Here is a 13020-nt window from a genome sequence, read left to right as displayed (position 1 = left end):
ATTCAATACTGAATGTACAATCTGAGTACTGAATACTTTTTAAGTAAGCATTCCTCCACATACGTTTAATACCTGACCTGTAATATAAGCACTCATGTCTGAAGCCAAGAACAAGCAAGCATTAGCAACGTCTTCTGTAGAACCACCACGTTTCAATGGAATACCTTCTCTCCAACCTTTGACAACATCCTCGCTCAATTTTGCAGTCATTTCAGTTTCAATAAAACCTGGTGCGATAGCATTACAACGAATGTTTCTAGAACCTAACTCCAATGCTACAGATTTAGTAAATCCAATTGCACCTGCTTTAGATGCTGCATAATTAGCTTGACCAGCATTGCCCGAAACACCTACAACAGAACTAATATTGATGATAGAACCTGAACGTTGTTTCAAAAAAGTCTTTTGTATTGCTTTTGTCATATTGAATATTGACTTCAAATTTACATCGATAACTAAATCGAAATCAGCTTCTGACATACGCATTAATAAGTTATCTTTTGTGATTCCAGCATTATTGATCAAAATATCAACAGTTCCAAAATCAGCCAAAACGGCATCAACAAATTTTTGTGCTTCTTCAAAATCGGCAGCATTAGACTGATAACCTTTTGCTTTGATACCCATTGCATTCAATTCATTCTCTAAAGCTTCAGCAGAAGCAACAGATGAACTGTATGTAAAGGCAACATTGGCGCCGTGTTTTGCAAAAACTTCAGCGATTCCTTTTCCAATTCCACGACTTGCACCAGTAATAATGGCAACTTTTCCTTCTAGTAATTTCATTTTTAGTCAATATTTGTTTTTCGAAAATGCTCACTCAATTTCTTTTGATTTTAGAAAAAGCAGATTTCACTTTCAAAAGATTAATTATTTCTGAGAACCATATAATCCTTCAATGCTTATATCAAGCACATTTTTGGTGTGCCAAATATAAGATATTTCCTTTTTAAAAAAAATCAGATTCAATCATGAGACATCATAGGTGATGTAAGCTACAAAAAAAGTGGCTTAGACCACTTTTATGCAGAATGAATTAATTTTCTTTTCTTCTTTTACGTTCTGCTTTTATCATCGATAATTCACGACTGGTTTGTCCTGCGACTGATGTATTTTCTTCAGCACGTCTGATTAAATAAGGCATAACATCTTTTACAGGACCAAATGGTAAATACTTTGCAACATTATACCCATTTTCAGCAAGATTGTAACTGATATTATCACTCATACCATATAATTGACCAAACCAAATACGATTATCATTGTTTTTGATTCCGCTTTTTTCCATCAAATTCATCAATTTGTAGGTACTCAATTCATTATGTGTACCAGCAAAAATCGACATAATCTCAAGATGTTCCATCATGTACGCAACAGCAGCATCATAATTCTCATCGGATGCTTCTTTTGACGCGCAAATAGGTGTTGGATAATTCATTTCTTGAGCTCTGAGGTTTTCTTTTTCCATATAAGCTCCACGAACAAGCTTCATTCCGATGTAAAAGTTATCTCTTTTGGCCTCTTCATGAATTTTTTTCAAATAACCCAAACGATCCCAACGATACATTTGCAGCGTATTGAATATAATAGCTTTTTCTTTGTTGTATTTACGCATCATATCGGTAACCAAATCGTCTGCTACATCTTGCATCCAGCTTTCTTCTGCATCGATAAGCAAGGCTACATCTTTAATATAAGCTTCTTTACAAACGGCATCAAATCGTTCTTTTACCTTATTCCATTCAATAATTTCATCATCTGTTAAAGGCTTCTTCTCTCCTAACTTCTCATACAATGCTAAGCGACCAAAGCCTGTAGGTTTGAATACAGCAAAAGGAATTGCTTGTCTTTCTTTAGCAAATTCAATAGTTTTTAAAGTCATTTTTAAAGCTGCATCAAATTGCTCTTCCTCTTCCTTTCCTTCAACAGAATAATCTAAAACAGAAGAAACCCCTTTGGTATACATCTTATCTACAACAGTCAAACAATCGTTTTCATTAACTCCACCACAAAAATGATCAAAAACTGTTGCTCTAATAAGGCTTTCAACTGGCAAATTGGCTTTTATAGCAAAATTTGTAACTGCTGTTCCAATTCTAACCAAAGGTTCACTAGCAATCATTTTAAATAAAAAATAAGCTCTATCTAGTTCTGTATCACTTTTTAATGCAAAGGCAACTTGTGTATTATTGAATATATTTTTCATTATTTGTTAAATTTTAATGCAAATATAGCTAGAGTTTTGAATTCTATTAACTAAAAAATGCCTTATTTTGCCACTCAAATAATTTGAACATCATGCAAACTATTACAGCCAACAATTACCCTATTTATTTTAACGAAAACGCCTATGAGCATTTGAATCTTTTTTTGAGAGAAAACAAATACTCTAATCTTTTTATTATTGTTGATACCAATACTTCTGATAGTTGTTTACCCAAGTTCTTACCTTATTTGGAAACCGATTTGACTATTGAAATTGTAGAATTTGAAGCGGGTGAAATCAATAAAAATATTGAAACATGCATCGAAATTTGGAATGTTTTGACCGAATTAGGTGCCGATAGAAAATCCTTGGTAATTAATGTTGGTGGTGGTGTAGTTACTGATTTGGGAGGTTTTGTAGCTTCAACCTTTAAACGTGGTATTGATTTTATTCATGTCCCAACAACACTACTTTCCATGGTTGATGCATCTGTGGGAGGCAAAAATGGTGTAGATTTAGGCAATTTAAAAAATCAAATAGGGGTTATTAATGTCCCTAAAATGGTATTAATCGATACCGCATATTTAGAAACACTTTCTCAAAATGAAATGCGCTCAGGACTTGCTGAAATGCTTAAACACGGATTGATTTTTGACAAAGAATATTGGGAAAAGTTTTTAGATTTAACTTCTATTGACTTTGCTGATTTTGACTCACTTATCCATCGATCTGTAGCTATAAAAAACGAAATTGTAATGCAAGATCCTACCGAAAAAGGTATTCGTAAAGCCTTAAATTTTGGTCATACCTTAGGACATGCGATAGAAAGTTATTTTCTTGAGAGTGATGATAAAAAAACATTATTACACGGCGAAGCAATTGCTATTGGAATGATTTTAGAAAGCTACATTTCACTAAAAAAAGGGTTGATTTCTGAACTCGAATATGAACAAATAAAACAAACCATAAATAGTATTTATGATAAAATTATTTTCGAAGAAAATGATCTTAATCCAATCCTTGAATTATTGATTCACGACAAAAAAAATGAATATGGAACCATTCAATTTGCCTTAATTGAAGGTATCGGAACCATAAAAATAAATCAATTGGTTGAAAACGAATTGATTCTTGAAGCCTTTGAAGATTACAAATCTTAATCTTTTTTTTAATAAAAAGGATTGCATTACGTATATTTTATTTTTTACATTTGCATCAATGAAAAAAAGTCAAAAAAATAGCAACAACAAAGGAGATAAAAACAAGCAAGAACGATTTTTAATTAAATCTTTCCATCGTTTTTATACCATGATTGGATGCTTTAATTTTGACCCTTTTCAATACATAAAAACAGAAAACGAAAAACTACAGATTAGGTACGCAAACATTAGGGTTTGAATAGGAATCAATTTAGTTGAAACGCTTAATTAATTTCTATAAATTGTCAAAACTAATGAATACAAAATATTACGACTTAATCAATCAAACTTACTACTTCCCACAAGAAGAATTTAAATTAAACAAAGACAACCTTCAATTTCATAATATTGATTTAATGAAATTGGTTGAAAAATATGGCACGCCATTAAAATTCACGTATTTACCTCAAATTTCAAACAACATCAACAAAGCCAAAAGTTGGTTTCGTAAGTCGATGGAAAAAAATAAATATGAGGCTAAATACTACTATTGCTACTGCACAAAAAGCTCTCATTTTGAATACATTATGAATGAGGCTTTCAAAAATAATATTCATATCGAAACCTCTTCAGCTTTTGATATCAATATTGTTGAGAATTTGCTTGAAAATGGTAAAATCAACAAAAGTACTTATGTAATTTGCAATGGTTTCAAAAGAGATCAATATGTAGAAAACATAGCTCGATTGATTAATAATGGTCACAAAAACACCATTCCAATCATTGATAATTACGAGGAATTAGATTTGTTGCAATCACAAATAAAAAACAAATTCAAGATTGGAATTCGTATTGCCGCTGAAGAAGAACCAAAATTCGAATTCTATACCTCTAGATTAGGTATTGGATACAAAAACATTGTTCCTTTTTATAAAAAAGAGATTAAAGAAAATAAAAAGTTGGAACTTAAAATGTTACACTTTTTTATCAATACAGGAATAAACGACAATGCTTACTATTGGAATGAATTAGTAAAATGTATCAAAGTGTATGTGGCACTAAAAAAAGAATGCCCTACTCTTGATAGTTTGAACATAGGTGGTGGTTTTCCAATAAAAAACTCATTGACATTCGAATACGATTATCAATATATGATTGATGAGATTATCAATCAAATTAAGATTGCTTGTGAAGAAGCTGAAGTTGATGTACCACACATTTTTACAGAGTTTGGTTCGTTTACAGTTGGTGAGAGTGGTGGTGCTATTTATCAAGTATTGTATCAAAAACAACAAAATGATAGAGAAAAATGGAACATGATTGACTCTTCATTTATTACTACTTTACCAGATACATGGGCGATTAACAAACGCTTTATCATGTTGGCTATCAACCGTTGGAACGATACGTACGAGAGAGTTTTGTTAGGCGGCATGACTTGTGATAGTGATGACTATTACAACTCTGAGCAAAATATGAATGCTATTTATTTACCCAAGTACAACAAAGAAAAACCACTTTATATTGGTTTCTTTAATACAGGAGCCTATCAAGAAACCATTGGAGGATACGGTGGTTTACATCACTGCTTAATTCCACAGCCCAAACACATTTTGATTGATAGAGATGAAAATGGAATTTTAGCTACAGAAGTTTTCTCAGAACAACAAACCTCTGAAGAAGTTTTGAAAATATTGGGTTACGGAAAAAAATAATAAACACATAATCATAGTCAATTTAAAAATTACTTAAATTTGAAATACAATTTATGATTTTTAATAATTTAAATTAATTAAAATGAGTAAAGGACCAATCAGTCAGTTTATTGAAAAGCATTATTTGCATTTCAACTCTGCATCGTTAGTAGATGCTGCAAAAGCTTATGAGCAGCAATTAGCCAACGGAGCCAAAATGTTGGTAAGTATGGCAGGTGCAATGAGTACTGCAGAAATAGGAATAATTTTCGCCGAAATCATCCGTCAAGATAAAGTACAAATCATTTCATGTACTGGTGCGAATTTAGAAGAAGACATCATGAATCTTGTAGCTCATTCTCACTACGAAAGAGTTCCTCACTATCGTGATTTGACTCCACAAGATGAATGGGATTTATTAGAGCGTGGATTAAACCGTGTTACAGACACCTGTATTCCTGAACATGAAGCGTTTCGTCGTCTACAAAAACACATCTACAAGATTTGGAAAGATGCAGATGATAAAGGAGAACGTTATTTTCCTCATGAATTCATGTACAAAATGTTGCTTTCTGGAGTACTAGAAGAATATTATGAAATTGACTTAAAAGACAGCTGGATGTATGCTGCTGCTGAGAAAAATTTACCTATTATAGTCCCAGGTTGGGAAGATAGTACAATGGGTAACATCTTTGCTTCTTATGTTATTAAAGGAGATTTGAAAGCTTCAACAATGAAGTCTGGTATTGAATATATGACTTTCTTAGCTGATTGGTATTCTAAAAATTCGTCTAACGGAATTGGATTCTTCCAAATCGGAGGTGGAATTGCTGGAGATTTTCCAATTTGTGTAGTTCCTATGCTATATCAAGATATGGAAATGCATGATGTGCCATTTTGGAGTTATTTCTGTCAAATATCTGATTCAACTACTAGTTATGGTTCCTATTCTGGTGCCGTACCAAATGAAAAAATCACTTGGGGTAAATTAGATATTACAACTCCTAAATTTATTATTGAGTCGGATGCTACTATTGTGGCTCCATTAATTTTCGCTTATTTGTTAGATTTATAGAATATTTTATGAAAAGAGTAATTGTTGATTACGCAAAATTGACTAACGAAATTTTAAATCTTTTAGTTGAGAAATTTCCTGATGGATATGATGATTCGGATGTAATTCGTTTCAGAAATGCTAAAAATGAATTAGTTGAAGCAGTTGAAGTACGCACTGAAGACACTATTTACCTTGTAAAGGTAAGTACTAAACTTGCAGATCGTATCGAAAACTTTGATGATGACGAAGATTTGGATGATGTAGTAGTACCAATTAGTGGTATTGAAATAGATGACGAAGACGCAGTATCAGACGATGACGATGATGACGATAATTTAGACAAACCAGATCTAGATCCTGAAGACGATGAAGATGGCGATAATGATGTTGCTGATGAAGACGATGAGGATGACGAAGACTAAAAGTTAGCCTAAAAAAATATAAAGGAGCTCATAACAAGAGCTCCTTTTTTTATACTTTTATTAATCAAAAATAAATACAAGCCAAAATGAAAACTAATTTACATGCCACTCTTAAAGAGAATTTTGGGTTTGAAAAATTCAGACCCAATCAGGAAGCAATTATCAATTGCATTTTATCTGGACAAGATACTCTAGCCATTATGCCCACGGGCGGAGGAAAATCTATTTGCTTCCAGCTACCAGCACTTATTCTGCCAGGAATTACAATCGTTATTTCTCCATTAATTGCTTTAATGAAAGATCAAGTTGATAGTTTAAAAGCCAATGGAATTAAAGCGTGTTTTATCAATAGTAGTCAATCAACTGAGGAGCAACAGTTTTATATTCATGCTTTACAAACAAATGAATTCAAATTGGTTTATATTGCTCCAGAAAGTTTATCATACCTTGAAAACTTATTCAACTCAATAACCATAAGTCTAATAGCCATTGATGAAGCTCATTGTATTTCGGCTTGGGGCCATGATTTTAGACCCGCTTATACCAATTTAGGATATTTAAAAAATCGCTTCCCTTCTACTCCAATATTAGCATTGACAGCTACAGCAGACAAAGCGACTAGAACTGACATTTCAGATCAATTAAACTTAGTCAACCCAAAAACGTTCGTAGCTTCCTTTGATAGAAAAAATCTAAGCCTAGAAGTAAGACCTGCATTGGACCGTGTAAAACAAATCATTGATTTCATAGATACAAAACCACATGAATCTGGAATTATTTATTGCTTAAGCAGAAAAACCACCGAAGAAATCGCTGAAAAGCTTCAAAAAGTAGGAATTAATGCAAGAGCGTATCATGCAGGTTTGGATAGTCAAACTCGATCAGCAGTACAAGATGCTTTTATCAATGATGACTGTCAAGTAGTATGTGCTACCATTGCTTTCGGGATGGGCATTGATAAATCGAATGTACGCTGGGTGATTCATTACAATCTACCCAAAAATATTGAAGGATATTACCAAGAAATTGGACGTGCCGGAAGAGATGGTTTACCTTCAGAAACGATTTTGTTCGAAAGCTATGGTGACATGATTCAGTTACAAAAATTTGCTTCTGAAGGTTCAAATGCCGAAGTGCAATTAGCAAAATTGGAGCGAATGAAACAATATGCTGATGCTTTAAGCTGTAGACGAAAAATTTTGCTCTCTTATTTTGGTGAATTGGTTACTGAAAATTGTGGAAATTGTGACATCTGCAAAAATCCGCCTGCTTTTTTTGATGGAACTATTATTGCTCAAAAGGCCTTGTCTGCAATTGCAAGATTGAAAGAATCAGAACCATTAGCAGTAATTGTTGACTTTTTAAGAGGCTCCAAGAACGCCTCTATTTTCGATAAAGAATACCAACATCTAAAGACATATGGTATCGGAATTGATGTCTCTTGGTACGATTGGAACCAATATATTATCCAATTGATAAATCTTGGATTTTGTGAAATTGCTTTCCATCAACAAAATAAAATCAAACTAACTCCTTTGGCTAAAAAAGTTTTATTTGAAGGTGAAAAAGTGCAATTAACTACTGTACAAAAAATTGACAAAACCAAACTAGAAATTAAAGAACGTACTCCTAAAACGACAACCAATTCTTTATTTGAAATTTTAAGAAAACTACGAGCTGAATTAGCTAAAGAGGAAGGTGTTCCTGCGTATGTAATTTTTAACGATGCAACACTAAGACAGTTAGAAAATCAACGTCCTATGAGTGATTCTGAATTTTTAGCTATAGATGGTGTAGGGAAAGCTAAATTGGAAAAATATGGAGATATCTTTATAAAGACAATTATCGCCTTTCAAAAAAACAAAACGATAAACAATAAAAAAGAATCTACTACATACAAAGAAACATTAGCATTGTTTAACGCTGGTTTAAGTGTAGATGAAATTGCAACCAAACGAAATCTAAGCGTCAGTACTATTGCATCTCATTTAGCCAAACTTTATTTAGATGGACACCCAATTGATATAGACAGATATATTACTCCTGATGAAATAAATAAAATAAGAGAAGCTAAATCAAAGCTTGAATCATCAAATGCTTTAAAACCCTATTTTGAATATTTTGAAGAACAAATTCCGTATGACAAAATTAGATTGGCACTCGCCATTATTGAAAAAGAAAATAAATTAGAATGACAATTACTTCCTTTGATCCGCTTGTTGATTCTAGGACTAGAATTCTTATTTTGGGTTCTATTCCTGGTGTACTATCTTTAGAGAAAATTGAGTATTACGGAAACAAACAAAATCAATTTTGGAAAATCCTTTTTTCCATTTTTAAGCAAGATAGTGTTCCGGAATGTTACAAAAACAAAGTTGATTTTTTACTTCAAAATCACATTGGTCTGTGGGATGTGATACAAAATTGCGAAAGAAAAGGTAGTCTTGACATTGCTATCAAAAATCAAAAAATTAATGATTTTGATGCTTTTTTTTATTCATATCCTCAGATCACAACACTTCTCTTCAACGGTAAAACTGCTTATCATTTTTTCTATAAAAAGTATGGACAAAAAGAAGGCATTACTTATTATGTAATGCCTTCTACAAGCCCTGCAAACACAATGACATTCGAGAAAAAATTAAACGAATGGTCTTTGATTTTGAGTAATTTATAAATAACGTTCTTCAAAAACTTTTTGATGATGTTTTTGATGCCCAATAATAATAAAACCAATGGCGCGAACAGAAATTTCGTTCTCAGAAGCTATACCCATCCTAGCCAATTGTTCATCAGAAAAGCTTTTGAATAACAACAAAGTAGCATGTCTAACGGCAGATAACTCAGTAAGTAACTCCTGTAAACCTCTTTTATTGGCATCAGTATTATCTACATAATCATTTTCTTCAAAACCTGGCAAAGGTGTTTTATCGTTTCTAGAAATTCGCAACGCACGGTAACTAAAAACTCTTTCCGAATCAATGATGTGCTGAATAATTTCTTTGATTGTCCATTTGCCTTCAGCATAGCGATAATCAAATTTGTCCATCGGAATGTTTTGAACAAATCGAATAAAATCATGCAATGAAATTTCTAGTTCCTCTATCAATTCTACGTTCATTGCAGCATTGATATAAGTAGCTTGAAACTTTGAATATTCGTTTACAGGTAACTGATTTGAATTCATAATTATAAGATTAAGCTGAGTTTCTACTTGCGTTTGTATTACCAAAAAGTGATCTGGTTACAATTTTTTCATATACTTTAATCAGTTCTTCATCTGGCTGATCTACTTTATTCAACTCATTTATACGCAATAAGGCATACTGTTGTATTGTTAGCAATGGGAGCACAATACGCTCTCTCATATCTATAGAAGCTTTACCATCAGGATAGTTCTCCATTAAATCTTTATGCCCTGCAATTTTCAATAGCAAACGCTTAGTTTCTAAAAATTCATCATAAATAATTTGCCAAAATTCACCAAATTCAGGATCTTTTCGCATGTATGCCGTAAGTGGGAAAAAAGATTTAGCCAAAGACATCATACTGTTTTCTAATAAAGTCTTTACAAACAAAGAGTTTTTATATAAACTTTGAACTTTATCCCATTCGTTGTTGTCTTCAAAATATTTCAAAGCAGTACCTACTCCAAAAAAACCAGGAACATTCTGTTTTAATTGACTCCAAGATCCCACAAATGGAATTGCTCTTAAGTCACTAAATTCTAAATTTTCAGAGGTATTTCTCTTAGAAGGACGGCTACCAATATTTGTTTTTGCATAGTATTTTAAAGTACTCATTTGCTCCAAATATGGTATAAACTTAGGATGATTTTTAAAATTCAAATATTTCTCATATCCCAATTCAGACATTTTATCCAAAATTGCTTTATCCTCTTTAGACAATCTATTTTTGGTATTATTAAATACTTGATTAGTAACTCCAGCACTCAAAAGATTTTCTAAATTGTATCGACAAGAATCTAAAGTACCAAAATTAGAACTAATCGTTTGTCCTTGAATAGTAATTTGTATTTCTTTATTCTCGATTTGAGGACCTAATGAAGCATAAAATTGGTGTGTTTTTCCACCACCACGAGCAGGAGGTCCTCCTCTACCATCAAAAAATATGGCTTGAACATCATATTTTCTTGAGATTTCAGTCAAAGCTTCTTTTGCTTTGTAAATACTCCAATTAGCCATCAAGTACCCTCCATCTTTTGTTCCATCAGAAAAACCGAGCATTATGGTTTGTTTGTTACCTCTATTTTTCAAATGATTTGCATATGAAGGATTGGTATACAATTTCTCCATAATTTCATGGGCATGTTGTAAATCTTCTACTGATTCAAAAAGAGGAATAATATCAATACTGGCCTCTTCCCAATTACTCAGTTTTATCAATGCAAAAGTTTCTAATACATTTAAGGCACTTTCGTTGTTGCTAATAATATAACGATTGGCTCCAAACTCTCCATTATTCACTTGAATAGTTTTTACAGCTTGAATCGATTCTAAAGTTTGTCTTGTGATCACATTATCGAAAACATTAGGATCTAAATCACCTTTTACGTTTGCTAAGACTTCAAACTTTTGGTTTTCAGATAAGCTGTAATAGTTTTCAGGAAACACATTTGTATTTGACTTTAAGTAATACTCTACAACATCTTTAAAAACAGCATCATGTATTTTGCTATTTTGTCTAATATCTAATGTTGCAAAATGAAATCCGAATAAATTTACACGTATCAATAATGCCTCTAAATCATCTAAATACAATGATTGATGTTGTTCAATTATAATGGTTTTAATTCTATGAATTTGTTCTTTGAATTCTTCTAAGGTGATGAAAATTTCTCCTTTTGAATAAAAAACAGAACGATACAATTTTTGTTCTAATTCAGAAATTAAAACATCAACTCCAGAAAAAGTTAACTTTCTTTTGAGACTTCTGATTTCGAAATAATAACATTTTAGAATACTTGTTCTTAGTCTCTCTGCAACTTTTAAGGTAATTTCGGTAGTTACAAATGGGTTTCCATCTCGATCTCCACCTGGCCAAAAACCTAACTTAATCAATGGATTTTGAATGGTTGTTCCATCAAAAACATTTTTTTCCAAATAATGCACCATTTCACCCGAAGTATTATAGAATACATTCTCTAAATACCAAATTAAACTAATTGCTTCGTCAAAAGGGTTTGGTTTTTCATTTTGAATAAATGGCGTTTTTCCCAATTGTGCCAATAATTGCTTGATTTCAATTAGGTCATTTTTACGAATAGCTGCTGTCAAATCATTAATGATACCCAAAACAGGACCAGGGTAAAACTGTGTAGGATGTGCTGTCAAAACTGTACGCACATTAAAATTTTCCAAGAATGCAATCAATTCTTTTTGCTTGTTTTTGGCGTCAGCTTTTTCTTTAATATCACGCAAAGAGCCACGACCTTCCATATTGTTTACTGATGAAAAAGCAGCATCTTCAATGGCATCAAAAAGAACTATTTGTCTTTCTATATATTGAATAAAGCGAAACATTAAATCGATTGCTTCTGATTCGGTTGCATTATTTAAATATTTTGTTGAGAAAAAATCAACGATTTCTTTTGGGGTTTCTTGTTTTTTAAAACCTTTTTCACAAATATCTGTGAATAAAGGAAGTAAAACACCCGTATTATCAACAGAATCGAAAGGTAATGTTATAAAAACACTGTTATATATATGATATTTTGAAAGAACATCTCTATTGAATCGTTCAATTTTGGGAAGGGTATACATAATTCTTAACTAATTATTTTGGTTTTATTGGTAGTCATTCTGTTCAAACATAAAAATCTAACATCTATAAATAGATTAGATATAGATATAACATTTAGAATAGTTTAAAGATGAAAATTCATAAAAAAACCCCAAGAAAACTTGAGGTTATATTTATAAATATATCGCATTCAAGTTATTACATCTCTTTAAAGATAGTATGCATCAAACGCTTCTTATCGTTGATACTTTCTTCTAATGAAATCATAGTTTCAGTTCTGTATACACCATCGATATCATCGATCATGAAAATAACATCCTTGGCATGCTTAGTATCTTTGGCTCTAATTTTACAAAAGATATTAAATTTACCAGTAGTTACAGAAGCAACAGTAACAAAAGGAATTTCATTAATGCGTTCCAAAACAAATTTGGTTTGTGACGTATTATTTAAGAATACACCCACATAGGCTATAAAAGAATAACCTAGTTTGTCATAATCTAAAACTAATGAAGATCCCATAATGATTCCAGCATCTTCCATTTTTTTAACTCTTACATGTACAGTACCTGCAGAAATTAATAATTTTTTTGCGATATCGGTGAAAGGAACTCTAGTGTTGTCAATCAACATATCTAAAATTTGATGATCTACTTCATCCAAACGAAATTTACTCATAATTCTTTAATTAATATTACTGTTTTAAGGCAAGAATGTGTACAAATATAAGAAAAAATCA

11 protein-coding genes are annotated in these 13020 nt (G+C 31.9%); 6 read left to right on the top strand and 5 right to left on the bottom strand.

Features of this window, described 5'->3' with window-relative positions; translation table 11 throughout:
- Positions 1-39: 39 nt before the first annotated feature.
- Positions 40-786, bottom strand: a complete 747-nt coding sequence (gene fabG / locus ACZ1AQ_RS12075) for a 3-oxoacyl-[acyl-carrier-protein] reductase (protein WP_489633143.1) — start codon at positions 784-786, stop codon at positions 40-42.
- A 250-nt stretch (positions 787-1036) separates the two neighbouring features.
- Positions 1037-2206: a proline dehydrogenase family protein gene (locus ACZ1AQ_RS12070; protein WP_489633142.1), complete on the bottom strand. Its 1170-nt coding sequence runs from the start codon at positions 2204-2206 to the stop codon at positions 1037-1039.
- 92 nt (positions 2207-2298) lie between these two features.
- Between ACZ1AQ_RS12070 and aroB the strand changes: the two genes are divergently transcribed.
- The 6 genes from aroB (at position 2299) to ACZ1AQ_RS12040 (ending at position 9195) form a co-directional block, all read left to right on the top strand.
- Positions 2299-3366, top strand: coding sequence for a 3-dehydroquinate synthase (aroB, locus tag ACZ1AQ_RS12065; RefSeq protein ID WP_489633141.1), 1068 nt, complete (start codon positions 2299-2301; stop codon positions 3364-3366).
- Positions 3367-3659: 293 nt separating this feature from the next.
- Complete coding sequence (locus tag ACZ1AQ_RS12060; protein ID WP_489633140.1) at positions 3660-5060, top strand: type III PLP-dependent enzyme domain-containing protein; 1401 nt, start codon at positions 3660-3662, stop codon at positions 5058-5060.
- Positions 5061-5142: 82 nt separating this feature from the next.
- Positions 5143-6114, top strand: a complete 972-nt coding sequence (locus ACZ1AQ_RS12055) for a deoxyhypusine synthase family protein (RefSeq protein WP_489633139.1) — start codon at positions 5143-5145, stop codon at positions 6112-6114.
- An 8-nt stretch (positions 6115-6122) separates the two neighbouring features.
- Positions 6123-6518: a DNA primase gene (locus ACZ1AQ_RS12050; RefSeq protein WP_489633138.1), complete on the top strand. Its 396-nt coding sequence runs from the start codon at positions 6123-6125 to the stop codon at positions 6516-6518.
- Between the two features lie 86 nt (positions 6519-6604).
- Positions 6605-8713 carry a DNA helicase RecQ gene (gene recQ / locus ACZ1AQ_RS12045; RefSeq protein ID WP_489633137.1) on the top strand — a complete coding sequence of 703 codons (2109 nt, stop codon included), beginning with the start codon at positions 6605-6607 and terminating at the stop codon, positions 8711-8713.
- The gene (locus tag ACZ1AQ_RS12040; RefSeq protein ID WP_489633136.1) at positions 8710-9195 is read left to right on the top strand and encodes a DNA-deoxyinosine glycosylase; all 486 of its coding nucleotides are present in this window, start codon (positions 8710-8712) and stop codon (positions 9193-9195) included. Before recQ ends, ACZ1AQ_RS12040 begins: the two co-directional genes overlap by 4 nt.
- Here ACZ1AQ_RS12040 and ACZ1AQ_RS12035 read toward each other — a convergent pair.
- From ACZ1AQ_RS12035 to ACZ1AQ_RS12025, 3 genes are all read right to left on the bottom strand, one after another.
- Positions 9190-9705, bottom strand: a complete 516-nt coding sequence (locus ACZ1AQ_RS12035) for a DinB family protein (RefSeq protein ID WP_489633135.1) — start codon at positions 9703-9705, stop codon at positions 9190-9192. The two genes, ACZ1AQ_RS12040 and ACZ1AQ_RS12035, sit on opposite strands and share 6 nt — an antisense overlap.
- 10 nt (positions 9706-9715) lie before the next feature.
- On the bottom strand, positions 9716-12301 hold the full coding sequence (locus ACZ1AQ_RS12030; RefSeq protein WP_489633134.1) for a phosphoenolpyruvate carboxylase: 2586 nt from the start codon (positions 12299-12301) through the stop codon (positions 9716-9718).
- 178 nt (positions 12302-12479) lie between these two features.
- Positions 12480-12959 carry an Lrp/AsnC family transcriptional regulator gene (locus ACZ1AQ_RS12025; protein WP_159685266.1) on the bottom strand — a complete coding sequence of 160 codons (480 nt, stop codon included), beginning with the start codon at positions 12957-12959 and terminating at the stop codon, positions 12480-12482.
- Positions 12960-13020: the final 61 nt, after the last annotated feature.

The sequence above is a fragment of the Flavobacterium sp. UM26 genome (assembly GCF_057922445.1).
Note: the sequence above shows the minus strand (reverse complement) of the source record. Positions and strands in the feature narration are given on the sequence as shown.